The sequence below is a fragment of the Aphanothece sacrum FPU1 genome (assembly GCF_003864295.1).
Taxonomy (GTDB): Bacteria; Cyanobacteriota; Cyanobacteriia; order Cyanobacteriales; family Microcystaceae; genus Aphanothece_B; species Aphanothece_B sacrum.
Genome location: NZ_BDQK01000016.1, coordinates 274,370 through 299,074, shown reverse-complemented (window position 1 = coordinate 299,074; position 24,705 = coordinate 274,370). Strand labels below are relative to the sequence as shown.

General features: G+C 34.7%; 26 protein-coding genes, 1 tRNA gene and 3 pseudogenes. 17 read left to right on the top strand and 13 right to left on the bottom strand.

Going from position 1 to position 24,705, the window contains the following annotated elements:
• Window positions 1-483: 483 nt before the first annotated feature.
• Complete coding sequence (locus tag AsFPU1_RS19535; RefSeq protein ID WP_124973147.1) at window positions 484-1,839, top strand: aromatic ring-hydroxylating oxygenase subunit alpha; 1,356 nt, start codon at window positions 484-486, stop codon at window positions 1,837-1,839.
• A 47-nt stretch (window positions 1,840-1,886) separates the two neighbouring features.
• On the top strand, window positions 1,887-2,909 hold the full coding sequence (gene rlmN, locus AsFPU1_RS19530) for a dual-specificity RNA methyltransferase RlmN (RefSeq protein WP_124973149.1): 1,023 nt from the start codon (window positions 1,887-1,889) through the stop codon (window positions 2,907-2,909).
• Between the two features lie 273 nt (window positions 2,910-3,182).
• On the opposite strand, the gene AsFPU1_RS19525 is transcribed toward rlmN, so the two are convergent.
• Complete coding sequence (locus AsFPU1_RS19525) at window positions 3,183-3,950, bottom strand: proteasome-type protease (protein ID WP_124973151.1); 768 nt, start codon at window positions 3,948-3,950, stop codon at window positions 3,183-3,185.
• An 885-nt stretch (window positions 3,951-4,835) separates the two neighbouring features.
• On the opposite strand from AsFPU1_RS19525, the gene ndk reads away from it, so the two are divergent.
• Window positions 4,836-5,285 (top strand): nucleoside-diphosphate kinase, encoded by a 450-nt coding sequence (ndk, locus tag AsFPU1_RS19520; protein ID WP_124973153.1) that lies wholly within the window; start codon window positions 4,836-4,838, stop codon window positions 5,283-5,285.
• A gap of 77 nt (window positions 5,286-5,362) precedes the next feature.
• On the opposite strand, the gene AsFPU1_RS19515 is transcribed toward ndk, so the two are convergent.
• Complete coding sequence (locus tag AsFPU1_RS19515; RefSeq protein ID WP_124973155.1) at window positions 5,363-6,118, bottom strand: TerC family protein; 756 nt, start codon at window positions 6,116-6,118, stop codon at window positions 5,363-5,365.
• A gap of 229 nt (window positions 6,119-6,347) precedes the next feature.
• Here AsFPU1_RS19515 and cysE point away from each other — a divergent pair, with 229 nt between their 5' ends.
• The 5 genes and pseudogenes from cysE (at window position 6,348) to AsFPU1_RS19490 (ending at window position 8,601) form a co-directional block, all read left to right on the top strand.
• Window positions 6,348-7,109, top strand: coding sequence for a serine O-acetyltransferase (gene cysE / locus AsFPU1_RS19510; protein ID WP_124973157.1), 762 nt, complete (start codon window positions 6,348-6,350; stop codon window positions 7,107-7,109).
• A gap of 139 nt (window positions 7,110-7,248) precedes the next feature.
• A pseudogene (gene rbp, locus AsFPU1_RS19505) lies at window positions 7,249-7,549 on the top strand (RNA-binding regulator).
• Window positions 7,550-7,691: 142 nt separating this feature from the next.
• Window positions 7,692-8,003: a pentapeptide repeat-containing protein gene (locus tag AsFPU1_RS19500; protein WP_124973159.1), complete on the top strand. Its 312-nt coding sequence runs from the start codon at window positions 7,692-7,694 to the stop codon at window positions 8,001-8,003.
• 36 nt (window positions 8,004-8,039) lie between these two features.
• Window positions 8,040-8,225: a 30S ribosomal protein S21 gene (gene rpsU / locus AsFPU1_RS19495; RefSeq protein WP_124973161.1), complete on the top strand. Its 186-nt coding sequence runs from the start codon at window positions 8,040-8,042 to the stop codon at window positions 8,223-8,225.
• Between the two features lie 121 nt (window positions 8,226-8,346).
• Window positions 8,347-8,601 carry a SemiSWEET transporter gene (locus AsFPU1_RS19490; protein ID WP_124973163.1) on the top strand — a complete coding sequence of 85 codons (255 nt, stop codon included), beginning with the start codon at window positions 8,347-8,349 and terminating at the stop codon, window positions 8,599-8,601.
• Between the two features lie 111 nt (window positions 8,602-8,712).
• Here AsFPU1_RS19490 and AsFPU1_RS19485 read toward each other — a convergent pair whose 3' ends face one another.
• Complete coding sequence (locus AsFPU1_RS19485) at window positions 8,713-9,051, bottom strand: hypothetical protein (RefSeq protein WP_124973165.1); 339 nt, start codon at window positions 9,049-9,051, stop codon at window positions 8,713-8,715.
• A gap of 304 nt (window positions 9,052-9,355) precedes the next feature.
• On the opposite strand from AsFPU1_RS19485, the gene AsFPU1_RS22785 reads away from it, so the two are divergent.
• The gene (locus AsFPU1_RS22785; RefSeq protein WP_172957467.1) at window positions 9,356-9,532 is read left to right on the top strand and encodes a hypothetical protein; all 177 of its coding nucleotides are present in this window, start codon (window positions 9,356-9,358) and stop codon (window positions 9,530-9,532) included.
• Window positions 9,533-9,534: 2 nt separating this feature from the next.
• Window positions 9,535-9,849, top strand: coding sequence for a hypothetical protein (locus tag AsFPU1_RS19480; protein ID WP_124973167.1), 315 nt, complete (start codon window positions 9,535-9,537; stop codon window positions 9,847-9,849).
• A 16-nt stretch (window positions 9,850-9,865) separates the two neighbouring features.
• Here AsFPU1_RS19480 and AsFPU1_RS19475 read toward each other — a convergent pair whose 3' ends face one another.
• The 5 genes from AsFPU1_RS19475 to AsFPU1_RS19455 form a co-directional block, all read right to left on the bottom strand.
• Window positions 9,866-12,025 carry a Tex family protein gene (locus AsFPU1_RS19475; protein ID WP_124973169.1) on the bottom strand — a complete coding sequence of 720 codons (2,160 nt, stop codon included), beginning with the start codon at window positions 12,023-12,025 and terminating at the stop codon, window positions 9,866-9,868.
• A 23-nt stretch (window positions 12,026-12,048) separates the two neighbouring features.
• Entirely contained in the window at window positions 12,049-12,645 is a 597-nt protein-coding gene (locus AsFPU1_RS19470; RefSeq protein WP_124973171.1) for a Uma2 family endonuclease, read from the bottom strand.
• Between the two features lie 98 nt (window positions 12,646-12,743).
• Complete coding sequence (locus tag AsFPU1_RS19465) at window positions 12,744-12,923, bottom strand: hypothetical protein (protein ID WP_124973173.1); 180 nt, start codon at window positions 12,921-12,923, stop codon at window positions 12,744-12,746.
• Window positions 12,924-13,110: 187 nt separating this feature from the next.
• A complete protein-coding gene (gene hpnH, locus AsFPU1_RS19460) occupies window positions 13,111-14,127 on the bottom strand; it encodes an adenosyl-hopene transferase HpnH (protein ID WP_125061172.1) in 1,017 nt (338 codons plus the stop codon).
• Between the two features lie 257 nt (window positions 14,128-14,384).
• Window positions 14,385-14,455, bottom strand: a tRNA-Cys gene (locus AsFPU1_RS19455).
• Between the two features lie 272 nt (window positions 14,456-14,727).
• On the opposite strand from AsFPU1_RS19455, the gene AsFPU1_RS19450 reads away from it, so the two are divergent.
• The 4 genes from AsFPU1_RS19450 to AsFPU1_RS19435 all read left to right on the top strand — a co-directional run bounded on the left by AsFPU1_RS19450 (window position 14,728) and on the right by AsFPU1_RS19435 (window position 19,371).
• Complete coding sequence (locus AsFPU1_RS19450; RefSeq protein ID WP_124972907.1) at window positions 14,728-15,069, top strand: hypothetical protein; 342 nt, start codon at window positions 14,728-14,730, stop codon at window positions 15,067-15,069.
• A 555-nt stretch (window positions 15,070-15,624) separates the two neighbouring features.
• Window positions 15,625-18,288 (top strand): efflux RND transporter permease subunit, encoded by a 2,664-nt coding sequence (locus tag AsFPU1_RS19445; protein ID WP_124972905.1) that lies wholly within the window; start codon window positions 15,625-15,627, stop codon window positions 18,286-18,288.
• Window positions 18,289-18,294: 6 nt separating this feature from the next.
• The gene (gene folK, locus AsFPU1_RS19440; protein ID WP_124972903.1) at window positions 18,295-18,804 is read left to right on the top strand and encodes a 2-amino-4-hydroxy-6-hydroxymethyldihydropteridine diphosphokinase; all 510 of its coding nucleotides are present in this window, start codon (window positions 18,295-18,297) and stop codon (window positions 18,802-18,804) included.
• Between the two features lie 3 nt (window positions 18,805-18,807).
• Complete coding sequence (locus tag AsFPU1_RS19435) at window positions 18,808-19,371, top strand: NUDIX hydrolase (RefSeq protein ID WP_124972901.1); 564 nt, start codon at window positions 18,808-18,810, stop codon at window positions 19,369-19,371.
• A gap of 93 nt (window positions 19,372-19,464) precedes the next feature.
• Here AsFPU1_RS19435 and AsFPU1_RS19430 read toward each other — a convergent pair.
• The 4 genes and pseudogenes from AsFPU1_RS19430 to AsFPU1_RS19415 form a co-directional block, all read right to left on the bottom strand.
• Window positions 19,465-19,626 (bottom strand): annotated as a pseudogene (locus AsFPU1_RS19430) (transposase); the annotation flags it as partial.
• Window positions 19,627-20,121: 495 nt separating this feature from the next.
• Window positions 20,122-20,913, bottom strand: coding sequence for a Uma2 family endonuclease (locus AsFPU1_RS19425; RefSeq protein ID WP_124972899.1), 792 nt, complete (start codon window positions 20,911-20,913; stop codon window positions 20,122-20,124).
• A gap of 166 nt (window positions 20,914-21,079) precedes the next feature.
• Window positions 21,080-21,415: a XisI protein gene (locus tag AsFPU1_RS19420; RefSeq protein WP_124972897.1), complete on the bottom strand. Its 336-nt coding sequence runs from the start codon at window positions 21,413-21,415 to the stop codon at window positions 21,080-21,082.
• Entirely contained in the window at window positions 21,403-21,819 is a 417-nt protein-coding gene (locus AsFPU1_RS19415; RefSeq protein ID WP_124972895.1) for a XisH family protein, read from the bottom strand. The genes AsFPU1_RS19420 and AsFPU1_RS19415 overlap by 13 nt, the downstream gene beginning before the upstream one ends.
• 215 nt (window positions 21,820-22,034) lie before the next feature.
• Here AsFPU1_RS19415 and AsFPU1_RS19410 point away from each other — a divergent pair, with 215 nt between their 5' ends.
• From AsFPU1_RS19410 to AsFPU1_RS23205, 3 genes and pseudogenes are all read left to right on the top strand, one after another.
• On the top strand, window positions 22,035-22,277 hold the full coding sequence (locus AsFPU1_RS19410) for a hypothetical protein (protein ID WP_124972893.1): 243 nt from the start codon (window positions 22,035-22,037) through the stop codon (window positions 22,275-22,277).
• Window positions 22,278-22,358: 81 nt separating this feature from the next.
• A complete protein-coding gene (locus tag AsFPU1_RS19405) occupies window positions 22,359-23,504 on the top strand; it encodes an IS4 family transposase (RefSeq protein WP_124969650.1) in 1,146 nt (381 codons plus the stop codon).
• Between the two features lie 268 nt (window positions 23,505-23,772).
• A pseudogene (locus AsFPU1_RS23205) lies at window positions 23,773-23,871 on the top strand (PEP-CTERM sorting domain-containing protein); the annotation flags it as partial.
• 83 nt (window positions 23,872-23,954) lie between these two features.
• Here AsFPU1_RS23205 and AsFPU1_RS19395 read toward each other — a convergent pair.
• Window positions 23,955-24,686 carry a Uma2 family endonuclease gene (locus AsFPU1_RS19395; RefSeq protein WP_124972926.1) on the bottom strand — a complete coding sequence of 244 codons (732 nt, stop codon included), beginning with the start codon at window positions 24,684-24,686 and terminating at the stop codon, window positions 23,955-23,957.
• Window positions 24,687-24,705 lie beyond the last annotated feature (19 nt).

The following is a 24,705-nucleotide window of genomic DNA, read 5'->3' as shown; positions in this document are numbered from 1 at the left end:
CTTAAATTTATTCGTCAAATTTTCAGCTTTGTAATAATAATACCCACAAGGTCAAGACAAATACACAAAAAACAATTATTGTCAAACTTAAATTTACAAAACTTTATTATAGTAAATAAATATTGTTTAAAATAGAAATTAAAACAGAAGAATTTTGGAGAGGAGGAAAGAGACAAATAACGAGATAGAGAGGATTTAGGGCTATAAATTGATAAATGCACATAGATAGGCCAATATAACATCAGTATAGCAAATTTTGAAAAAAGCCAAATTTTGATTTTCTGGCAAATTTGAGCAAAATCAAGCAAAACTTAATATGTATAAAGTTATGTGAAGAAAGTCAAAGGATTCAAATAAATGATCAATTAAATTGATTTTAATAAGTTTTGCTAATATATAGAAACTTTCAAGTCCATTAAGTAATAAGTAATATTTTGGGCTATAATTTAACCAAATCAGACTTAGCCTAAACCCAGAATAAACATGAATAAACCAACTCAAGATAAGATGGAAAATGTTCAGTCTATTTTAGAAAAAGATAGCCGAAATGTCCCTGCTGTATTATTACAAGAATCTCAAAAAAATCTAGGAACTGAAGATATACCTAACGAAGTTTTCCTATCTCATCAATATCACGATTTAGAATTTGAAAAGTTGTGGAAAAAAGTTTGGCAATGGGTTTGTCGAGAAGAAAATATACCTAATGTTGGAGACTATCTTGTTTATGATATTGCTGATCTTTCAGTCATTATTGTTCGTAGCAACAATCATAAAATCCGGGCTTTTTATAACGCTTGTTTGCATCGAGGCACTCAATTATGTGTAGATAGTGGTCATAGTTTAGCCTTACGTTGTCCCTTTCATGGTTGGACATGGAAATTAGATGGCACTTTAGCTCATATACCTTGTCAATGGGATTTTAATCATGTTCAAACCGAAGAATTTAGTCTTCCAGAAATTAAAGTTGAAACATGGCAAGATTTTGTTTTTATTAATTTTGATCACAACTCTGAATCTTTAGAAAATTATCTCGAAAACTTACCTGAACATTTTCAACAATTTTCTCTGCAAAAACGGTTTATTGCTGCTCATGTTGTCAAAACAATGCCCGCTAATTGGAAAGTTGTCTTAGGGGCATTTTTAGAAGCGTATCACACCATTACAACCCATCCACAAATTCTTAAATTTACCGGAGATGCTAATTCCCAGTATGATATTTATGGTCGTCACAATCGCATGATTACTCCCTTTGCCGTACAAAGTCCCCACTTAGGAATACCCCAAAATAAATATGATCCCATTAAAGCATTTTTAGCCTTTTCAGGAGGCAACCCAGACAGCATACAAATACCAGAAAATAATGATATTGAACCCCGTAGTTATGTTGCCCAATTATCTCGACAAACCTTTAAACAGTTATTAGGAATAGAATATAATAATGTTTCAGATACAGAGATGTTAGATGTGATTTCTTATTTTATTTTCCCAAACTTTATGAGTTGGCCAGGTGTAGGTTCACCCCTTCAATTTCGCTTTCGTCCTGATGGTAATAATCCTGATAGTTGTATCATGGATATTCTGCTTTTACAACCGATTCCTCCTAATAGTTCTCCTAACCCCGCTAAAACCCGTTACCTAACCCCAGAACAAAAGTGGACGGATGCCCCAGAATTAGGTGGACTTGGAGCAGTTTTAGAGCAAGATACATCTAATTTATATCGTATCCAAAAAGGCTTAAAAACATCGGCAAAACAGGGAATTACGTTAGGTAATTATCAAGAATCTCGTATTCGTCATTTTCATGAAGTATTAACAGAACAATTAAACACTTCTGAATAAATAAGATACACTGAAAGATAGATTATATTTTTTATCAATACAAGGTAATGGTTCTAACGCAAGAAACCCTCTTAGGTAAATCTTTAGACGAATTAACCCAATGGGTACAACAACAAGGACAACCTGCTTATCGAGGTAAACAACTCCATCAATGGTTATATGAAAAGGGGGCGCGATCGCTCGATGAAATCTCAGTTTTTCCTAAAGATTGGCGCGAGAAACTAATTAATTATCCCCTTGGTCGTTCTACAATTCATCATCGTACTATTGCCCTCGATGCTACTCGTAAATACCTCTTATGTTTGTCCGATGGATTAATCATTGAAGCGGTGGGTATTCCTAGTTCTAAACGTCTAACAGTTTGTGTGTCTTCACAAGTGGGTTGTCCCATGGCCTGTGATTTTTGCGCTACGGGAAAAGGGGGTTATGATCGTAATCTTACTGCCTCAGAAATTGTCGATCAAGTGTTAACAGTTCAACAAGATTTTCAAGAAAGAGTTAGTCATGTTGTTTTTATGGGAATGGGAGAACCATTACTCAATTTAGAGGAAGTGGTTAAAGCTGTAAAAACTCTCAATCAAGATGTAAGAATTGGACAGCGATCGTTGACAATTTCTACGGTAGGAATACCGAAAAAAATCATAGAGTTTGCTAAACAGCATCTGCAAGTAACTTTTGCGGTTAGTCTTCATGCGTCTAATCAATTATTACGGGAAAAACTCATTCCCAGTGCTAAACATTATCGTCTCGAAGCACTTTTAGCTGACTGTCGTAAATACGTGGAAATAACGGGAAGACGGATCACTTTTGAATATGTTTTATTAGGGGGAGTCAATGATTTACCTCATCATGCTCTAGAATTAGTCAAACACTTAAAAGGGTTCCAAAATCATGTTAATTTAATTCCTTATAACCCCATTGCTGAAGCAGACTATCAACGACCAAAACCACAGCAAATACAACAATTTATGAAGCTACTTCAAGATAATAACATTGCTGTGAGTATCCGTTATTCTAGGGGACTAGAAGCGAATGCCGCTTGTGGACAATTAAGAGCGTCTCATCGTTAATATACTAATTAAGGGCGAATAGCCATTCGCCCCTACAAGACTAACAATTCTCCTAGGTTGAGGAGCCACTCCGGTCTTGGGGTTTCCCCAAGTAGAGGAAGTGGCGTTTGAGGAACGAAACCCAACAAACCCTAATCTTAAATACACTAAAATTGTGTTATTTAAACGGATCTGTATAACGTCCATTAGAAAGGTCTTGATGTTGTTCCAATATTTTTAATACGTCTTGCTTGGTTTTCACTATCATGATATCTAGGGTATCTAAGATTTATTTTAATCAATTAAAATATCATCATTTAATTGACTTTCTTCTGGTTCCCATTCAAGATTAGGAATAGCATCAAACGCTTGACGTAAAGATTCTTCCCATAATTTACGAATTTTGGCTAAATAAGGATCACCTAATCGTAATTGTAATTTATGACGAATCACTAAACTATCGATTTCATACATCACTAAATTAATTGGTGGCCCCACAGAAATATTAGATTTCATGGTAGAATCAATAGAAAGTAAAGCACATTTTGCTATAGCTTCTAAAGGAGTATCATATTTAATTGTTCTATCTAAAATCGGCTTACCGTATTTAGTTTCCCCGATTTGTAAAAATGGGGTTTCTTTCGTTGCTTGAATACAATTTCCTTGAGGATAAATTAAATAAAGTTGTGCTTCTTCTCCTTTAATCTGTCCCCCTACTAAAAAATTACAATGATAATCAATATTATCTCGTTCTAACCAAGAACGATCTCTATCTTGAATTTCTCTACTTTTCTGACCAATATAATGAGCAATATCTGAGAAACTAGACAGGTTATGAAGATTGATTTCTTCGGGGTTCTGAAGATCTCTTTTAATTTGACTAATCACCCCTTGAGTAACAGAAAGATTTCCTGATGCACAAACTAAAATTACTCGTTCACCTGGTTTAGAAAAATCAAACAATTTGCGATATGCTGAAATATAATCTACTCCTGCATTAGTCCGAGAATCAGCCCCCATTACAATTCCAGCATGATTAATAATTCCTAAACAATAGGTCATAATTTATTTTTTTTCAAGATAAATATAAGTACCGTGCGCAAAATTAATTGCACAGTCGGGGCGGGTTTTGATATAGTCGTAATGGTTGAGTAACAAAGGTAGTAAGGGCGGGTTTATTGAAATTTTTTGTGAGAATCATGGATTTATGTAAAAAACCCGCCCCTACAAATTTTGTGTAATTAATTTTGTCTACCTACTTAATTATATTATAATCACTAATTAGGATAAATAATAGAATGTTAATGATTATTTAATTAACGGAACATTTCAGTAAGCTAAACTGATAATTAATAATACGTTCAAGCCTAATTATATAAAAACCACGTCTGACAAGCGCGGACGCTCATTCTAGGTTGCGTAGGCAACTTTTGTTTGTATAGTAGGGGTCAACGACCGTTGATCCCTACTATGAAGAGTTATTATTTGTGATAATTTAGCATCACATATACAGAGGAAACTAAATTTTATTCTGACACAATATTTTTGCAGATTAATTAAAAATTAAAGTGAAATCAAACAACAAAACTCTTGTGTTGGGTTTCGTTCGTCAACCCAACCTACATTTATTCAAAATCTACACAATATTGAGTCCTATATTATTCGGTTCTACCAGACTTAGTATGCTAAACTAATAATTAATAAAAGGCTAAAGCCTTATTATATGAAAACGAAGTCCGCTTTTTGGGACTAAATTCTAGGTTGCGTAGGCAACCTTTGTTTATATAGCTTAACTCTAAAGAGTTAAGGTCTTTTATTGGTAATAATTTAGCATAAATTATATGGTAGAACCCACTTAATTAGAGTTTATTGTCACCAATATCGGTAAAATCTTGAAGGGGCGATCTGTCCTCTAATTGATTATCGAAAAATAACAAGGAGTTAGCTTTGGAACGTACATTTATCATGATCAAACCGGATGGAGTCCAACGAGGTTTAGTGGGTGAAGTCATCCATCGCTTTGAAACTAAAGGGTTTACTTTAGTAGGACTCAAGTTGATGCAAGTTTCTAAGGAATTAGCAGAACAACACTATGATGTTCATAAAGAACGTCCTTTTTTTGGCAGCTTAGTTAAATTTATTGTTTCTTCCCCTGTAGTAGCGATGGTATGGGAAGGGGATGGAGTAGTAGCTTCGGCCCGCAATATAATTGGTGCTACTAACCCCTTAGCTGCTGCACCAGGAACCATTCGCGGAGATTATGGGGTTAGTGTTGGACGGAACCTTATTCATGGTTCAGACGCTATTGAAACTGCTCAACGGGAGATTAGTCTTTGGTTTAGTGATCAAGAATTAGTCAGTTGGGAACCCACTATGACTCCTTGGTTATACGAATAAAACCTAAAAAAATTAGGGGTTAACGGCCGTTAACCCCTACAGTAACCAAACTCTTTTTCTGAGCAGTGAAAAGAGATTTAAGACGAAATTTTTTCCGGTTCTTTAGTTTCCTGAATCTCGGTTTTTTGAGGAATAATTTCAGTTTCTGTTTCTGTAATGGGGTTTGTACGTTGAGAAAATCCCCAAGCAAATACGATAGCGATCGCACTAATCATAACCCATTCTGGGGGAATCCAAGCTGGATTAATAACCCTTACTAATAATCTTAATCCTACCAAACCAACGGTCATAAATCCCGCATCTTCCAGGTGGGTATATTCATGCAACCAAGTGATAAATAATTCGGCTAAAAACCGTAGAGTAATTACGCCAATAGTTCCTCCAATTAAGATTAGCCAAGTTTCATCAGAAACAGCGATCGCAGTGGTAACGCTATCAAGAGAAAAGGCTAAATCTGTCACAGCAATTAAAGGAATAGCTTGCCACAAAGATCGAAATTTAGGGCCATGGTGATGATGCTGTTCGTCTTCTTGAGAGGTAAAGTAATTAAAGACTAACCACAGCAAATAAACAGCCCCTAATAATTCAAATTGCCAAAACTTAATTACCCAGGTGGCAGTCAAAATCAGAGACATTCGTAAAATATAAGCCCCTACCAACCCAACATTAAGAGCAAAACGCTGGGATTTGCGATCCTCTAACCCTTGGGCGATCGCCGCTAAAGCAATAGCATTATCCGCAGACAATACGGCTTCTAAGGCAATAAGAACAAGGAGCAATAAAGGAGTTTTTAGGCTCAAAGAGAGAGAAGAATCAAGAATCTGGTCTAACATTCAATAATAACGAATAATGAGGAGGAAGAAACACAACAACAAAAGAATCGGTAAAATCACGCTTCTTTATGAGATTCCTTAACTTTATGATAAATTATTTCAACGAAAGCCGTCATAATTGTCTGTGATGTCATTAAGATCTTTAATAATTAAGATTCTTTAAGCACGGGATTGACCCCTAATGATAAAATAAGTTTAAGACGCTTATTACCGAGCAGGAAAATCATCAGTGCTATCATCCCTGATTGCTGACTTTCGTATTATCTTTGAACGTGACCCAGCCGCCCGTAACTGGCTGGAAGTTCTGTTTTGTTATCCTGGTTTACAGGCTTTACTATTCCATCGTATCGCTCACGGACTATACCATCTAAAGCTTCCGTTAATTCCTCGACTTATCTCTCATTTTGCTCGTTTTTTCACTGGTATTGAGATTCATCCAGGGGCAACCATTGGACAAGGGATATTTATTGACCACGGTATGGGGGTAGTTATCGGAGAAACAGCCCAAATTGGTGACTATACCTTAATTTATCAAGGGGTTACTTTAGGGGGAACAGGGAAAGAAAGTGGTAAACGCCATCCAACCGTGGGTAAAAATGTTGTAGTTGGCGCAGGAGCTAAAGTCCTGGGTAATATTAATATTGGTAACAATGTGCGGATTGGAGCAGGATCTGTGGTGTTACGAGATGTTCCCTCTGACTGTACAGTTGTTGGGGTTCCCGGACGAGTAATTTATCAATCAGGGGTAAGAGTCAATCCCTTAGAACATGGCAATCTTCCTGACTCAGAAGCTAAAGTTATTCGACTGTTGCTCGACCGAATTGAAATCTTAGAACAGCAAGTCACAGAATTACAACAAGCTAAAGTTAGAGATTGGGAGTTAGTAGCTCAATCGGTGACTAAATCTTGTTCTGAAAATTCAGTCATTTCTAGTCAAAGCTTTCGTCTGGGAGATAGGGAACTAGAAGAATTTTTGGGGGGAACCCTCTAAAGATTCCCATAATGATCCCTAAAGACTGTGTTAGGATACCTTCATAGGACTTATTTTCGTAGTTTGTTTTGTTGATATTTATTTACAGGCATCTGGACGAATCTAACTCTCTACACTTTCTCGTTTTGGAATTATTTCTATGTCCATTTACATTGGCAACCTGTCTTATGAGGTAACGCAAGAAAACCTCAAGGAGATTTTTACGGAATACGGTACGGTTGAGCGCGTTCAACTTCCGATGGATCGCGAAACTGGCCAACCCAGAGGGTTCGGTTTTGTAGAAATGGCAACAGAAGACCAGGAAACGGCTGCAATAGAAGCTCTTGACGGGGCCTGAGTGGATGGGTCGTAATCTTAAGGTTAATAAGGCAAAACCCCGTGAAGATAAAAAACCGGCAAATCGGAATAATAAAGGTGGTGGGGCTGCCAGACGCTACTAAGTATTGTTATTGACGGTGTTATCTCTAAAGTCGTGAAGTTAGGCCATTACTGAGTAATGGTTTGCTTCGCAATAGATTAACTAGCTAAAAAACTCTTACTTTAGTTCAACTCGATTATTCAAGCAAATCATGAAAGGACTCAATGAATATCAAAGAACTTTTAAGTCGATATCTGGCAGGACAAAGAGATTTTAGGAATCTGACGCTGATTGCAGCTAATCTCAGAAACATAAATCTCAGTGGTGCTGATTTTACAGGGGCTGATCTTAGGGGCGCTAATTTAACACGAACGAATTTAAGCTATGCTAATCTAACGGATGCTGTTTTGACTGGTGCAGATTTAACTGAAACCAATCTAATATCAGCTAATTTAAGTGGTGTAGATTTGAGTACGATCAATTTAACGAACGCTCATCTACGTGGGACAATTATGTCTGATGGTTTACACACCTAAGCTAAAAACTTTATTAAGTATAGGAGAAAAGAAGGAATGACCCAAGTAATTCTGGGAGAAAATGAAGGTATCGAATCAGCTTTACGTCGATTTAAAAGACAAGTCAGTAAGGCAGGAATTTTTACTGACATGAAAAAACATCGGCATTTTGAAACCCCCATTGAAAAACGCAAGCGCAAAGCACTAGCTAAACATAAACAACGCAAAAGACATTACAGCTAGTAAATATCAATGATACAGGAACATTAAACAGGCAGCGCGTCATAGATTGACGCGTTTTTATCTGTTTTTTCTGGTACGTTACTGTAGATAGAATTAACCTTTAAATTTCAATGACTAACCGATGGAACCTATTACTTTTCTGGGTTTATTAGCTGGTACTTTTACAACCATATCTTTTTTACCTCAAGTTATTAAAACTTGGAAAACTCATTCTACTAAAGATATCTCTTTAGAAATGTTTCTTCTGTTTTGTACTGGACTTTTGTTATGGATTCTTTATGGATTTTTTTTGCAAAATGTACCGGTTATTCTGACCAATACAGCAACTTTTATCTTAGCTTTTCCAATTCTGGTGTTGAAACTTAAATATCGATAAAATAACTTAGGTATTGAGTAGAGGCATAATATATTATGCCCCTAACTCCCATTCAATCCGTGAATACCTACTTAACGGATAACTGTTAACTGTTAACTATTCACTGTCAAATTAGTCCTCATCCAGAGGAGGTAAAACCTCCTCAATTTGCCACAAAATATTTTTGTGATCAATGAACCAACTACGAGTTTCTGGTATTAACTGATTCCAGATGATTTGCACAGGAATGTGAGGAGACGCATATTGATATTTTTGCCCTAATTCCTTTAAATTTTCTAAGATGGTTTCCGAAAGACCAAATACAGACCAATTCACTTGGGAGTGTCTACCTAACACCCCTCCACTGGGATCGAAAATCAATTGTGCTGCCCTGACTAAATCAGCAAAATGCCTCGGTTTGAGTCCAGTAATCTGCTGAATTTCAATCGCTTGGCTATTTGTCTGCTTCATAGAGATTTTCTGTAGAATATTTTGTATCTATCGTAACATAAAATACAAAAATATGATTTAAAAATATTTACTAATTATCACTAAAAATGATTAAGCTAAATTGTTAAATTATTTATAGATTAATAAATATTATATAAGAAAATTAACATTAAATAAATTAAAAGAGAACACAAAAAGATAACATTAACATTAATTTTATAGATAAGGCTGAGAATATTGATTTATAATTCTCTTATGAGAGTAACCCAATAAAAATATTCTTTGACCTGTCTACTGCTCCTCTTATTTGTGATTAATTATTACTATGCAACACACTATTAAGCCATTTAATCCCGATAAAATTTACGAAATTGTTATCAGTGCTTGTTTTTCAATTAAAGCGAAAACAAGTCAAGAAGCTAAACAAAAACTTGAGGCATTACTGAGTGAAATGGATGCGGATCATTGGGAATTTGAAAAAGTTATTGAGGTGGAAAATTAGTCATGATTTCTCTAGCTGATGCTGAAGATTTAGCCATCAATTTTGTGATGGAAGAATGGGAACTTCCCAGTCAAGAAAAAGATTGGTTTGTTGTGCTTAATTCTCGTACAATTCCCGATAGATGGTGGTATATTGTGGAAATTGCTATCAAAGATTTACCCGATAAGTGGGTTATTCAAGTTTATGAAGATGGAGAATGTGATCCTTGTTATACTTTTTCTTCTCCCTTTTCTCAAGTAGAAATATCTGCTAAATTAGAAGAATTACCCAGTAATTTAGCGATGGTTCTTAAAAAGGAAAGATCAGGTTATCTTTAACTCAGGATACAATCCCTTATTGTAGAGCATCTTTTATGGATAAATTAATCCTTTTAAGTTGTTCATTGACTTCTAATACTTTGACTTTGACAACTTGTCCTACCTTGACAACTTGTTTAGGATCTTTGATAAAATAATTAGCAAGTTGGGAAATATGAACTAACCCATCTTGATGAACTCCAATATCAACAAATGCACCAAAATTAACCACATTAGTGATAATTCCTTCTAGAATCATTCCTTCCCTTAAATCACTAATTTCTGTTACCCCTTCTTTAAAGGTTGCATACTTAAATTCTTCTCTAGGATCTCGTCCTGGTTTCTCTAATTCTGTGATAAGATCTTTTAGGGTTGGTAAACCAATCTTATCAGTAACAAATAAGTTAAGATCAAGAGACTTTAGAGGAGAATTTGCTTCACTGATTTGGTTTAAGGAGATATTTAAAGTCTTGGCGATCGCTTCAACTACAGGATAACTTTCAGGATGAACTGCGGTATTATCTAAAGGATTATTTCCTCCACGAATTCTTAAGAAACCTGCTGCTTGTTCAAATGATTTTGCTCCTAATTTTGCTACTTTTAATAACTCTTTACGGTTTTTAAAAACCCCATTTTGATTACGATAATTAACAATATTATTAGCAATAGTTGGAGTGATACCAGAGACAAAGGTTAATAATTGTTGGGAAGCAGTATTCAAGTCAACTCCTACATAATTCACACAACTTTCAATTGTTTCTTCTAGTTTCTTTTTTAATAATTTCTGATCAACATCATGTTGATATTGTCCAACTCCAATAGATTTTGGATCAATTTTTACTAATTCAGCAAGAGGATCTTGTAATCTTCTCCCAATACTAATCGCACCTCTAATGGTAATATCTAGATCAGGAAATTCTTCTCTTGCAACATCACTTGCAGAATAAATTGATGCACCTGACTCATTAACTATCACTTGAATTGGTTTGTTTTCTAAAGGTTTCATGACTTCAGATACAAACTGATCTGTTTCACGAGAAGCGGTTCCATTTCCAATAGCAATTAATTGTATTTTATATTTTTGAATTAGATTTGTCAAGATTTTTTCTGCTTCTTTTCGTTTTCCTTCTCCCGTATGGGGAAAGATAGCTTGATACTCTAAAAATTGACCTGTTTCTGATAGAATAGAGACCTTACAACCTGTACGAAATCCTGGATCAATAGCTAAGGTTGGTTTCATTCCTGCAGGAGAAGATAAAAGTAATTCTCTTAAGTTAGTTTCAAAGGTTTTGATAGATTCAATATCGGCCCAATTTTTGCGATCTGAACGTACTTCTCTTAGTAATGAAGGTTTAATTAAACGGTTAAATGAATCTTTAAGCATTTCTTGATAAACAGCTTTAATTTGAGAGTTTTTAGTCTTAATTTCCTGAGAAGCTAAATAAGATAAAACAAAGGATTCATCAAATTCAATATCAAGAGAAATTATTTTTTCTTCTTCTCCACGAAATAAAGCCAAAATATTATGAGAAGCTATTTTTTGAACACCAATTCTAAAGTCTCGATACATTTCATATTTGGTACTGCCTTCAGGATGTTCATTTTTTATACGAGAGATAAAGACTCCTTCTTTCATGAAATATTCTCGAAGATAAGCACGTAAATTAGCTTTGTCTGCGGTTTCTTCTGCTAAAATATCAGCAGCACCATTGAGCGCATCTTGAACAGTTATAATTCCGTTTTCTTCAGAAATATATTGACTTGCTTCTTGTTCTAAAGATAGAGTTGTTGTGGTAGGATTGTTCAAAGATTTAATCAATGATGCTAAAGGTTCTAATCCTTTTTCTTTAGCAACAGTTGCTTTAGTACGTCGTTTTGGTTTATAGGGTAAATATAAATCTTCGAGTTCGTTTTTTTGTAAACAAGTTTCTATTTGGTTTCTCACTTCATCCGTGAGTTTATTTTGAGCATTAATTGATTCTAAAATTGTTTGTTTTCGTTTCTCTAACTCCATCAAATAATTATATCGTTCCCAAATATCTCTGATTTGTATTTCATCTAGAGAACCTGTTTTTTCTTTCCGATAACGTGCGATAAAGGGAATAGTTGCACCTTCTATTAATAAGTCTAAAGCATTTTTTATCTGTTGGGAAGTAAGGGATAATTCAGAAGCAATGAGTGTAATAAAATTAACCATAATATTTAATCAGGATTATTTGTCTAATGTTTAATTTTTAACCAAGAAAAAATTTTATCTGCTGTCAAATCTAGATTAATTTTATCTAAAATAGGTAAAGTTTTTTGCTCTGTCTCAGTTTCTAATAAGTCACTTCTATAAATAGTTGGGGTTTGGTTTGGTTGAAAGACCAAAATTGAGCGTTCATCAGGATCAATTAACCATCCTAATTTGCTACCATGTTGTAAACAATAAAGTATATTATCAATGACTTTGGTTGAATTTTGTTTAGGAGAAAGTATTTCAATTGTCCAATCAGGTGCAGAGAAGAACGAGCTATTTTCAGGTTCTTCTACTTCATTAAAGGGTATTTTTTCCCAAAGAATAACAGCAATATCAGGAACAATAGAACGTCCACCAAAAGTACAGCGCAATTCAGGAAAAGCAAGGGCAATTTGATTAGGTTCAGCAACTAATTCAATCGTGGTCGCTAATTTAAGTTGTAGTCGGCTATGGTGAGTTTGAGGCATAGGCTTTTGCAACATTTTGCCATTAATATATTCCCAAGCGGGTGATTCATCAATCTGGGATTTATTCAGAAAATCTGCGAGACTAAGGGTTAGAATAGATGTGGTAGTCATGAGAGATTAAAAATTAATATAGGCAGTGATTTATATAAAATTAGGCACTCAATATTACTATTTTAACATAATAATTTAAGAAAATAATAATGTTTTTATTAAGGTTTTATTTTTAACCAAGAAAAAATTTTATCTGCTGTTAAATCTAGATTTATTTTATCTAACATAGGTAAAGATTTAGGTTCTGTTTCAGTTGCTAATAAGTTACTTTTATAAATAATAGGAATTAAACTACCGAAAATTTTGTTGCTTTCTCTAGATTCAGAATTATTAACCATTTTAGATTTTTTCTAAGATCAAAATTATTGTAGATGCTCCATATAAAGCCATCAAAATTAAGACTATAAAAATATTAAATTTATTAAGATCTGATAAATAAATCATTATTTTTCACCATTATCTCTTAACTTGAAACAGAGAATGGCAACTATAAATATAGCGTCCATTCCCTGATTATAAGACTAATTAAGCACTTAACAAACTACCTAAAGCACGGCCCATATTAGCAGGGTTCATAGCATCAACAGCCGCAGTGGGTTCATATCCACAATGTACCATACAATCGGCACATTGGGTATTATTGCTTTTATTTCCATAATTTTCCCATTGAGTTTCTTCTAACAATTCCTTAAAGGTTTTATAATGACCTTCATTGAGAAGATAACAAGGTTTTTGCCAACCAAGAACGCTATAACTAGGACTTCCCCAAGGGGTACATTCATAATCTTTATCTCCTAAAAGAAAATCTAAAAATAGAGGATTATGATTAAAATTCCATCGCTTTTTACCTGATTTCCAAGGACTTAAAATTTCTTGAAATAAAGCTTTAGTTTGTTCCCGTTTCAAGAAATGATCTTGGTCTGGGGCCCATTCATAACTATATCCAGGAGAAATCATCATTCCATCTGTATCTAATGTTTGCACAAAATCAAAAAAATCCTGCATTTCTTTAGGGTCTGTTCCTTCAAATACAGTGGTATTTGTTGTTACCCGAAACCCTTTAGCTTTAGCTGCACGAATTCCTTGAACTGCTTTATCAAATACACCTTTACGATCAACACATTTATCATGATGTTCCCGTAAACCATCTAAATGAACACTAAAAGTTAGATAAGGAGAAGGTTCAAATTTATCGAGACTTTTTTCTAAAAGAATAGCATTAGTACAAAAATAGATAAATTTTTTCCGTTCGACTAAACCTTTAACAATTTCACCAATTTGGGGATGAAGTAAAGGTTCACCACCAGGAATAGATACCACAGGAACACCACATTCTTCAACTGCGGTAAAACATTCTTCAGGGGTAAGATTACGGGTTAAAATTTCAGCAGGATGTTGAATTTTTCCGCATCCTGAACAAGCTAAGTTACAACGAAACAAAGGTTCTAGCATTAACACTAGAGGAAAGCGTTTACGACCCCTTAAACGTTGGGTAATGATATACTGAGCAACAACGAGAGCTTGTTTTAATTGAACAGCCATAAATCTCTTCACACCTTATGATTTGCTATTAAGTTATAATAACAATTTTCAAGGATATTGACTGATCGCTAATTTTCTTTATTTTAGAAATTATGCCTACGGAAACGGGGTACTCTTTTTTGATACTCAGGGAAAAGATAACCAATTAGAGTGCCTAATCTCCTGAAAAATGAGAGCCAAAATATAATAGGATTTCGGCTATGAAAACTAAAAATTCAAAAAGCCGAAAGTCCGCATTATATATAGGTTAGGGAGAGAGGCGGCACCCAGATTTGAACTGGGGATGAAGGTTTTGCAGACCTCTGCCTTACCACTTGGCTATGCCGCCATCTTTACATTCTTTTGATCATATCACAAAACCTAAAGATATAGCACTACTCGAAAAGTTTAAGTAGGGGTCAACGGCCGTTGACCCCTACCCAGACAAGGTTTTAGAGGTCATAAATGTGCTAACCTTAATACGTAATGCTATAGATTGTGCAATTTAACAAACTGCCATAAATCATACTTTCTCTGACTAAGGAAGCGATAGACTAATGTATGGAGGAGGTTAGGCGCGTCCACCCATCAAGTTTATTCGTTTCGCGTCCTAAAAATAATATGAACTACAGTCGAAATATTCTGACTTTCATGGCCTTATTAACCTTGAGTTTAGGTACTGCGATCGCCACACAACAGGTCAATGCAGCCTCAGACCCCTTTATGGATTTCTTTAATAAAGATTGTGTTCCCCAAGCTCAAAAAGCGGGCATGACTAAAGCTGAGGCCCAACAAGGCTGTACTTGTACTGTCAGTACTTTGCGTAAAAAATACTCATCGCCAGCCTTTACTGGATTATTAACTAAATATCGCAGTGGAGATGCCAACGCGAAAAAAACCTTAACAACTTATGGACAAACTTGCTTTGAGGAAATTTTAGACAACGTACTCTTTGACAATTAGAAAATCCAGCCAACAGCAATAAATCACAGAAAATTAAGTTGTTTGGTTTTTTTCGGGAAGTTTTTTTATTTTTTTGACTTCCCAACTCATCCTAAATACAATCTCCCGCGCCCTAAAACTGCGGGGATTCTTGCGCTAAGCACCGCCCTTTCGAGCTACCCCTACTTAGGTCTTACACGGTTATGTCCCATGCGAGTTTGCTAGAAGATCACTTGTTATCTAGATACCCTTTTGTGGATGACTCCCCAAGCGTTTTGGTATTTCAAGCAAGATTCGGGTATGCCCTACCCTATCTGTCTTGCCACAAAAGCTTTTTTAGTTGTTCATTCACCAATGCAAATTGGTTACTGCGAGCGTTTTAAGAGTTTTCGGTGGCTCTTGTCTTTCTATTTCGCTCTCAAAAGTGCTACACTATTTCAGTAGAATTTTCACGATGTACGCCGGAATTTCAACCTGAAGATTCTAATAGTATAACACAAAGCAGTCCTAAAAGGACGGGGTTTTAAACCCAATTTTTCGATAACCAAACAAGGTAACATTCTTTTAGGCAATTCTATGAAACAATCCTTGCGAGAAAACTTAAATATTTCTCGTTTAGCTATTAAATACGCACGAATTACTTTATTTTTCTGGATTGCTGTGGCTGTTGCGGGAATGTTTGCCTTTAGTTCTCTCAAATACGCCCTTTTTCCTGAAGTTCCTTTTCCGGTTGTTATTGTTAATGCTAGTGCGACCTTAGACACTACCCAAGTCACTGAGTCCAAATTAACTAATCCTATTGAAACCTCTTTGCGATCGCTGTCTGGGGCAGAGGTATTTTCTTCTACCTATCCAGGACAAGCAGTTATTAATGTAGCTTTTTCCGGAGGTTCTAACCTAGATGATTCTACAAAAGCTGTAGAAACTGCTTTAAAAAATGTCTCTTTGCCTCCGAATGCTACTCTAGAGGTCATTCCTTTTAACTTAAATGAATCAATAGTTGTTACTTATGCAATTTCGAGTGAAAACCAATCTCTAGAAAGTGTCGCTCAAATTGTTAGAAATAAAATCGTTCCTTCCCTAGAAAAAATATCTGGTTTGCTTCGGGTTGATTTATTAGGAGATGGTAATTTTAGAGAAACAAAAATAGAAAATACTCCTACTACTAACCCTCCTACTTTAATTCAGTTTAATAAAACCGATAGTTTAGCCCTACAAATTGTTAAACGGGCCGATGCTAATACTTTAGATGTGATGAGTCAGGTAGAGCAAGTCATGGGACAAGTCAAAAAAAGCTTACCTGAGCTACAATTCAATTTAGGAGATACCCCAGCCGGTTATATTGAAGAAGCTACTAATGCTACTATTGAAGCTCTAATTGGGGCGATTGTTTTAGCTGTTTTAATTATTTTCTTCTTTTTAAAGAATTTTGAGTCTACTTTAATTACAGCTTTAGCTATTCCTATCTCATTGTTAGGAACATTTATTGTGATGGCTATTGCTGGATTTAACTTAGAAACTATTACACTTTTAGGTCTAGCATTAGTAATTGGTATTATTGTTGATGATGCCATTGTAGACGTTGAAAATATTTCTAGACATATTGATCTTGGAGAAAGTCCCCGTCAAGCTGCAATTGAAGGGACAGATGAAATTGGCTTAACTGTAACAGTTTCTACCTTAACTTTAGCGGCTGTTTTTCTTCCTATTGCTTTTATTGGGGGCAATTTAGGACAATTCTTTAAACCCTTTGGTATTACGGTAGCAGCATCCGTATTAATTTCTTTATTAGTGGCGCGTACTTTATCTCCAGTATTAGCTATTTATTGGATGAAACCTAATCCAATAAAAGCAACTAAAAAAAGCCTTACTGATTCTTTTTTAGTGCCAATTTATCGTAAATTATTAATTTGGTCTTTGAGTCATCGTAAGCTAGTTATTGGGATAGCTATGGTGAGTTTTGTTGCAGGAGTTAGTTTAATTCCTTTGATTCCTAAAGGATTTATTCCTAAACTTGATCGGGGAGAATTTAATATTATCTATACCTTACCAACTCCGAAAATTCCTGCAAGATTTCTCAAGAATATTGAAGCAAATAAAACCGATGATAGCGGTTCTTCTTTACTCGGAGAAATAGCTAAATCTCCAGAGAGTTTTTTATTACGAAAAACTTATAGAGTGGGTAAAAAATTAGAAGGAATAGCCTTAGACAATGCTAATGTAGAATCAGCTTATATTATCGCCGGATTTCAAGGAAATCCTTTGAAGGGAAAAATTCATGTTCAATTAAAAAGCGATCGCCAACTTAACACCAGTGAAATGCAGGAAAAAATTAGAGAAAAATTACCTCCATTAAAAGGGGGAACTATTAGTATAGAAGATATTTTATTTGTGGAAACAGGAGACGATGCACCCCTAAAAGTGGCGTTATTAGGAGAGAATTTACAAACTCTTAATCAAACAGCAGAAACTCTCAAAAAACAGCTTAAAGACATTCCTGGTTTAGTTGATATTAAAATATCTGGAGACAAAAATAATCTAATTATTGAGCATTTCCAACAACAAAGAGTTGTTTATATAACTGCTAATTTACTAGAAGAAGTTGGCTTAGGAGATGTTACTAATAAAGTCGTCAAAACAGCTAAAACTATCGTGCCATCAGGGGTTAAGTTAGATGTACAAGGTGCATCAGCACAAGTTCGTAGTATTTTTCAGGAATTTGGATTTGCATTAATTTTGGCAATTATTTGTATGTTAACTGTGTTATATATTCCGTTTGGACGGTGGTTAGAACCCTTAGTAGTGGTGTTATCTTTACCCCTTTCTATTGTCGGGGCCATGTTTGGTTTATTAATTACTCAAAGTGAGTTTGGTATGATTTCTTTAATCGGCTTAATTTTCTTATTAGGATTATTAAATAAAAATGCCGTATTATTGATGGATTATATTAATCAGTTACGACAAAGGGGAATAAGTCGTTATGAGGCGATTTTAACCACAGGAGAAACTCGTTTACGTCCCATTGTGATGACAACTGCATCAACGATTTTAGGAATGTTACCTATTGCGTTAGGATTAGGTGCAGGGGCCGAATTAAGACAACCGATGGCAGTTGCTATTATTGGAGGATTAATAACCTCATCTTTATTAAGTTTAATTGTTGTTCCTGTTTTGTATACTTTACTAGAGGATAGTTGGGGTAAATTATCAGTGAACAAATTTAAACAGATTCAAAAATAATTAAGAATGGATAAAGCTAAATGTGCGATTGCTTTAGGAAGTAATTTAGGAGATTCTTTACTCATTTTGGAGAAAACAATTACTCTTTTATCCGAAACCCCATCAATTGATTTAATTTCTCATTCTCATTGGTATAAAACCGCCCCCATTGGCCCACCTCAACCCGATTATCTCAATGGTTGTGCTATCCTAGAAACTTGTTTAATCCCGGAAGCATTATTACAAATTCTCCTTAATATTGAACAACAATTTGGGCGAATTCGTCGAGAAAAATGGGGACCAAGAACCCTAGATTTGGATTTATTATTATATGGTGATTTCATCTTAGAAACTCCTATTTTACAAGTTCCTCATCCTGGTATGATAGAACGGGCATTTGTATTAGTCCCTTTGTCCGAAATTGCACCAAATTGGATACATCCAGTTGCAAAAAAAACGATCATTGAACTACTTAATAAGGTAAACTGTGAAGGTGTTAATCTTTATCAACCTAGAGACTATAATTTCTTAAATTAATCTATGTCTAATCAAAAAGAATCGCCAACTTATTTACAACAACGTCTCTTTTATAGAGGACGAAAATTTAATTTTGATGTTCATACTTTACGTTTACCGAATGGGGTTGAGGGTAACTGGGAGTGTATTCGTCATCCTGGAGGGGCCTTAGCAGTTCCTATTACATCAGAAGGTAAACTGGTATTAGTGAAACAATATCGTTTTGCGATAGAAGGACGTATTTTAGAATTTCCGGCCGGAACTCTTGAAGTTAATGAAGATGCGTCTATTACTATTCAACGAGAAATAGAAGAAGAAACGGGATATCATGCTCACAAATGGAATTATTTAGGTCAATTTCCTCTGGCCCCTGGTTATTCTGATGAATATATTTATGCTTTTTTAGCACAAGATTTAGAAAAATTAGAGAAACCACCTCAACAGGATGATGATGAAGATATTGAAGTTATTTTAATGAGTTTTGATGAATTTGAACAGGCAATTTTAACTGGAGAATTAATTGATGCTAAATCAATTGCTAGTTTTTTCATGGCTAAATTATGGTTAATTGAAGAAGATAAGAGGTAGGTATAAAAATCATGAGTTTGTTGCGTCACTTTTGCGACCACGCGGTTTAGAAATTGTAAATATCCCTGAACATTTAGGGTTCTACAGTACTTATTATGCTAAACTATCAGTTAAATGCCAAAATAATAAGGCTCTTTTTTTGAAATTATCAAAATTTCTAAACCCAAAAGCACAACGTTTTAAAACCTTTAAACGGTTATTAATTCCTTCTACTACTGCGTTAGTTGTTCTTTGTTCAAAATAGCCAACAATTTTGAATTTCTCAAATCAGAGTTTTTTCTAATTGTTTATGCGATTTTACTATTAACCCTGGGAGACTAAGAAGTTTAGTTAATTGTCGCTTCATTTTTGGCAATTTCTCAAATATTTACTAACATTTTAGCATAATAAGTCCTGTAGAACCAATAATTGGAGATTCTGAACTTTAATTTTAGAAGATTGGGCAATTTGCTCAACTTTTGAGGTTTGGGCAATGATTGGTTTAGAGAATATATAAGGTAGAATTATTACTATACTAACACTAATAAATAAATAGATAAAATAGAATTGAAATTTATGTTTTTTGCTGTGTTTATTCATTGCTTTTTTGTATTTATATATTTCACATGAGATATAAAGGTACAAGATGTATCTCACCTGCTATGTACAGTAGGCTAAATATACTATTTTAATTAATATTTTAGAGGATAGGTTCGGATTTGATGAATTTTCATAATTTTTTGTTGACAATACGGTTAATCGAGAAATTGATTAAACTTCATCGGAATTAATGCCTAATTCTCTTAATTTTGCTGTTAATTCCTCTATCTTTTTCAAGGCTAATTCTTTTTGTTGACGTTCATATTCTTTCTGTTGCCGTTCATATTCCTGTTGTTGCAAGGCTAATTCTTTTTGTTGACGTTCATATTCCTTCTGTTGCTTTTGTTGAATGGCCGCTTCTTCAGGCGTTGGGATTAATTCCCCATTAGCACTAAAATAACGTAATTTATCTTCATAAATTCCTAAATATAAGCCCAATTCCTCACTCCATAACCATCCTTGTTCATTGGGTTCAATGGGTTGATATTTTCCTCTAATTAATGTATATCCTTCAAACTCTAAACTATAAGGCTCAAACCAAAAATAATCAGGAGTTCTAAAAGTATTTTGATAAATTTCTTTCTTTTCCTCCCTATCTGTTTTAGCAGTACTATCAGATAATATTTCAATAATTACATTAGGATATTTTCCCTCTTCTTGCCACACTACCCAACTTTTCCGCTTTAGGTTTCTAGTTGTTCCTAATACTACAAAAAAATCGGGGCCACGAAAGAATTCTGATTTCTTTTGATTGGGACTATAATAAATTGTTAAATTCCCTGTGGCAAAGTAATCTTCTCTATCTTGCCATAGCCATTCTAAACATTTAATCAATAAAATAATTTGAGTCAGATGTAAGTTAGTTTCCAATGGGGGTTCATCACTCCAAAATTCTCCTTGAGGATAGATTATCTCATTGTTGGGGTGAGTATGGCTAGGAGATAGGGTTTGAGTTGTCGTCATTACTGGTTGAGTTGGTAAACTGACATAAAGAGCAACTATTCCCCATAATGGGTTTTAGCACGATGAATCTATACTAACATCTGTTCATCATCAATAGTTATGTCTCCTCAAACAAAATTTAGGTTCTACCGGACTTATTTCATCTCTAATGCTTAAAATTAAAAAATTAACCTACTGCGAACCCTGTATATTGTCTAACTAAAGGTTCATGAAAAGCTAAAACAATATCCTCATTAGGAACACCTAAATTAACTAATTCATTGGCAATTCCAATCTCCGTTCCATCATGTTGAATCCAAATTTTGCTATTTTTAATGTCAAGATGTAAGACACAACCATGATATCTTTTTCTATTTTGCCAACCCACATACATTAATTGATAATGATCGTTAACGGTATCAAAAATTAACTGTTGTTCAATAGGATCTTTTGATGCTCCTATCTGAGAATATTCGGTAATCAATTGTTTAACATAGTGACGATATTTTTCTAATTTTTCCATTCGACAATAACCTCCTCAATGGGATCGTAAATAATTAAGTGAATTTGCAATTGTTTAATAACGGTTTGAATAAATCGCAACTCAAAAAAACTATAATAAATATCTGAAGGAATAGCTAAATATAACCGTCTTTCGGGTTGTTTTTCTTCTAAAGCAATGCGATAGTTCAAACATTGTCCAATGGCTGTATGAAATTCTGAAATACTGGATTTACCAATAAAACTTTTAATTTCAACAGCTATTTTTTCTGAGTCTTTTTCTGCGGCTAAAAGTTGTTCTGCTCCTAAATCAACATACATTTCAACATCACCCACTTCAAGCCTTAAAGGGTCATCGGTAATCAGCCAACCCTCTTTTTCTAATCCTTTTCTCACTGCATCATGAAAAATATCTTTGGCAGACATAAAGGAGAAAATAAAGAACCATTACAACTAATAATCATAGCATTAATATCCTTAGTCTTTGGTTCTCGCCTTGTTTTGACGATAATCTGGGATATATTTTATTGATCAGGCATTAATTGTTAAAAGATATAAATTTTTTTGAACATACTTGACTTCCCCCCCCCCCCCGTGTTAAGCTTCGTAACTAATCATGTTTTTTTATTAAGGAGTCATAAATGTCCTTTAAAACCTCTTTAGCGATCGCTGCTACCGCCATCGGTTTAACTACCATTTCCTTTGCTGCTGAAGCGGCTACCGTTCGCGTCCCATTGACCTATACTTATTTTTCTGGAACTTCTTTTAATTCTGCGGGAAGCGGTTATTTTGACATTGATGATAGTTTATTACAAGTGGATACCTTCATTAGCTACCCCGGCAATGTCAACGGAGTGTTCTGGCGTGGGGACATGAAACCCTGAAAGCCTTACCAGATGACGAAAAGAGCAAAACATGGTAAAAAGAAAATGTTCTTTTTTTAGCGATCGCCGTCTAAACCCAAAATGTTACCAGAAATTTATAACAACCATTTAACAAAGTATCTGAAAAAATCGGAATATTTAATACTGTTAATCATGATAGAATTAGTGCAAGTATATAGGAAAATTAGGTTTTATGAGTTAGCTAGTTATTTTCCCAGTCCCATTTTATTTGAAAGTAAGAGAAAAAAGTTAAAACGGTTTTTCGAGATTCCTTGTTTGACAATTGAAGGAGTATGGATACCTATCATAAAACAGTGGTTAAAGCAATCATTTAGTACAGGAGATGTCTTACATATTGCCATAGATAGAACCCAATGGGGGTTGATTAATATTTTGATGGTAAGTCTGGTAATTGATAATAGAGGAATTCCCTTATATTTTGAGTTGCTAGATCACATCGGTAATAGTAACTTTGACACACAGAAAAGTATATTAGCCCGAATATTACTCTTTCTAAAAGAATATAAAATAGTTGTCTTAGGGGATAGAGAATTCTGCTCAGTTGAACTAGCAAAATGGTTACATGGACAAAAAAGAGTTTATTATGCACTCAGATTGAAGAAAAGCAACTATATTGAAGTAGAAAAGGAAATGTGGACGCGACTAAAAGATTTAGGATTATCTTCAGGAATGTCTTTATTTTATCAAGGAGTTAAAGTTACGAAAACAAAAGGATTTATAGGCAGTAATATAGTGGCGAAATGGAAAAAGAAGTATAGAGGAATAGAGACAAAAGAAGCTTGGTTTATTATCACAAATTTAACCAGTATTGATGAGACGATTGACGCTTATAAAAAGAGATTTTGTATTGAGGAAATGTTTCGGGATTTTAAGAAAGGTGGTTATGATTTAGAAAGAACGAAATTAACAGGACATCGCCTTACTTCCTTAATTATATTGATTACTCTAGCTTATTCAATGGCAACATTTTCTGGAAAAATTATTAAAGAGAAAGGATTGGCAAAATATGTGGGGAGAGTCAGAAAAAACAAGAAAATGCGACGGAGACACAGTAACTTTTATATCGGTCTTCATGGAAAAGATTGGGTTGACTCTTGTGATTTATTTACCGTTGAAGCCCAGGCATTAATGCAATTAAGCCCCGAAAAACGCGCCTATTATCGACGAGGACGACGGGCTATATCCCTGATTAAGTCTAGCTTATAGATTTTTATGTCCCCACGCCAGCGGAGTGTTAGGGTTTTCCCTCTCCTTTACGGGTTTAGCGAGCAGTCCCACGACAACTACCTTTACCCTAGCTGATTTAACCGATTGGGAATTTTTAACAGACAAGACGGCAACGATTGCGCTTACTAACTTTAATAGTTTACCCAATGCAGATGGTTATAGCCTATTTGGAGTAGGTAGCAATCTAGGCGCTTTCTTTCGCACTGGAGAAGAGACATTTTACACCATCACAGTAGGTACTCCGCAACCGATACCTGAACCTTTAACTGTCCTTGGTGCAGGAACCGCTCTGGGATTTGGTGCAACATTCAAACGAAAATTAGCCAAGAAAACTAACAAAAAATAAATAATTCGTAGGGGTCAACGGCTGTTGACCCTTATCGAAAATTTGGGTTTAAAACCCCAAGGTTATTTTTATCCTGCAAAAAATCACAAATTTTCATCAGGATTAATGCCTAATTCTCTTAATCTTGCGGTTAATTCGGCAATTTTTTGCAAAGCTAATTCTTTTTGTTGACGTTCATATTCCTTCTGTTGCTTTTGTTGAATGGCCGCTTCTTCAGGCGTTGGGATTAATTCCCCATTAGCACTAAAATAACGTAATTTATCTTCATAAATTCCTAAATATAAGCCCAATTCCTCACTCCATAACCATCCTTGTTCATTGGGTTCAATGGGTTGATATTTTCCTCTAATTAATGTATATCCTTCAAACTCTAAACTATAAGGCTCAAACCAAAAATAATCAGGAGTTCTAAAAGTATTTTGATAAATTTCTTTCTTTTCCTCCCTATCTGTTTTAGCAGTACTATCAGATAATATTTCAATAATTACATTAGGATATTTTCCCTCTTCTTGCCAGACTACCCAACTTTTTCGCTTTGGGTTTCTAGTTGTTCCTAATACTACAAAAAAATCGGGGCCACGAAAGAATTCTGATTTCTTTTGATTGGGACTATAATAAATCGTTAAATTCCCTGTGGCAAAGTAATCTTCTCTATCTTGCCATAGCCATTCTAAACATTTAATCAATAAAATAATTTGAGTCAGATGTAAGTTAGTTTCCAATGGGGGTTCATCACTCCAAAATTCTCCTTGAGGATAGATTATCTCATTGTTGGGGTGAGTATGGCTAGGAGATAGGGTTTGAGTTGTCGTCATTACTGGTTGAGTTGGTAAA

Excerpts from the sequence above, each read along its gene's own strand:
- AsFPU1_RS19535 (WP_124973147.1), top strand. The coding sequence starts at position 484 with ATGAATAAACCAACTCAAGATAAGATGGAAAATGTTCAGTCTATTTTA.
- rlmN (WP_124973149.1), top strand. The coding sequence starts at position 1,887 with ATGGTTCTAACGCAAGAAACCCTCTTAGGTAAATCTTTAGACGAATTA.
- AsFPU1_RS19525 (WP_124973151.1), bottom strand. The coding sequence starts at position 3,950 with ATGACCTATTGTTTAGGAATTATTAATCATGCTGGAATTGTAATGGGG.
- AsFPU1_RS19515 (WP_124973155.1), bottom strand. The coding sequence starts at position 6,118 with ATGTTAGACCAGATTCTTGATTCTTCTCTCTCTTTGAGCCTAAAAACT.
- AsFPU1_RS19500 (WP_124973159.1), top strand. The coding sequence starts at position 7,692 with ATGAATATCAAAGAACTTTTAAGTCGATATCTGGCAGGACAAAGAGAT.
- rpsU (WP_124973161.1), top strand. The coding sequence starts at position 8,040 with ATGACCCAAGTAATTCTGGGAGAAAATGAAGGTATCGAATCAGCTTTA.
- AsFPU1_RS19490 (WP_124973163.1), top strand. The coding sequence starts at position 8,347 with ATGGAACCTATTACTTTTCTGGGTTTATTAGCTGGTACTTTTACAACC.
- AsFPU1_RS19485 (WP_124973165.1), bottom strand. The coding sequence starts at position 9,051 with ATGAAGCAGACAAATAGCCAAGCGATTGAAATTCAGCAGATTACTGGA.
- AsFPU1_RS22785 (WP_172957467.1), top strand. The coding sequence starts at position 9,356 with ATGCAACACACTATTAAGCCATTTAATCCCGATAAAATTTACGAAATT.
- AsFPU1_RS19480 (WP_124973167.1), top strand. The coding sequence starts at position 9,535 with ATGATTTCTCTAGCTGATGCTGAAGATTTAGCCATCAATTTTGTGATG.
- AsFPU1_RS19475 (WP_124973169.1), bottom strand. The coding sequence starts at position 12,025 with ATGGTTAATTTTATTACACTCATTGCTTCTGAATTATCCCTTACTTCC.
- AsFPU1_RS19470 (WP_124973171.1), bottom strand. The coding sequence starts at position 12,645 with ATGACTACCACATCTATTCTAACCCTTAGTCTCGCAGATTTTCTGAAT.
- AsFPU1_RS19465 (WP_124973173.1), bottom strand. The coding sequence starts at position 12,923 with ATGGTTAATAATTCTGAATCTAGAGAAAGCAACAAAATTTTCGGTAGT.
- hpnH (WP_125061172.1), bottom strand. The coding sequence starts at position 14,127 with ATGGCTGTTCAATTAAAACAAGCTCTCGTTGTTGCTCAGTATATCATT.
- AsFPU1_RS19450 (WP_124972907.1), top strand. The coding sequence starts at position 14,728 with ATGAACTACAGTCGAAATATTCTGACTTTCATGGCCTTATTAACCTTG.
- AsFPU1_RS19445 (WP_124972905.1), top strand. The coding sequence starts at position 15,625 with ATGAAACAATCCTTGCGAGAAAACTTAAATATTTCTCGTTTAGCTATT.
- folK (WP_124972903.1), top strand. The coding sequence starts at position 18,295 with ATGGATAAAGCTAAATGTGCGATTGCTTTAGGAAGTAATTTAGGAGAT.
- AsFPU1_RS19435 (WP_124972901.1), top strand. The coding sequence starts at position 18,808 with ATGTCTAATCAAAAAGAATCGCCAACTTATTTACAACAACGTCTCTTT.
- AsFPU1_RS19425 (WP_124972899.1), bottom strand. The coding sequence starts at position 20,913 with ATGACGACAACTCAAACCCTATCTCCTAGCCATACTCACCCCAACAAT.
- AsFPU1_RS19420 (WP_124972897.1), bottom strand. The coding sequence starts at position 21,415 with ATGGAAAAATTAGAAAAATATCGTCACTATGTTAAACAATTGATTACC.
- AsFPU1_RS19415 (WP_124972895.1), bottom strand. The coding sequence starts at position 21,819 with ATGTCTGCCAAAGATATTTTTCATGATGCAGTGAGAAAAGGATTAGAA.
- AsFPU1_RS19410 (WP_124972893.1), top strand. The coding sequence starts at position 22,035 with ATGTCCTTTAAAACCTCTTTAGCGATCGCTGCTACCGCCATCGGTTTA.
- AsFPU1_RS19405 (WP_124969650.1), top strand. The coding sequence starts at position 22,359 with ATGTTACCAGAAATTTATAACAACCATTTAACAAAGTATCTGAAAAAA.
- AsFPU1_RS19395 (WP_124972926.1), bottom strand. The coding sequence starts at position 24,686 with ATGACGACAACTCAAACCCTATCTCCTAGCCATACTCACCCCAACAAT.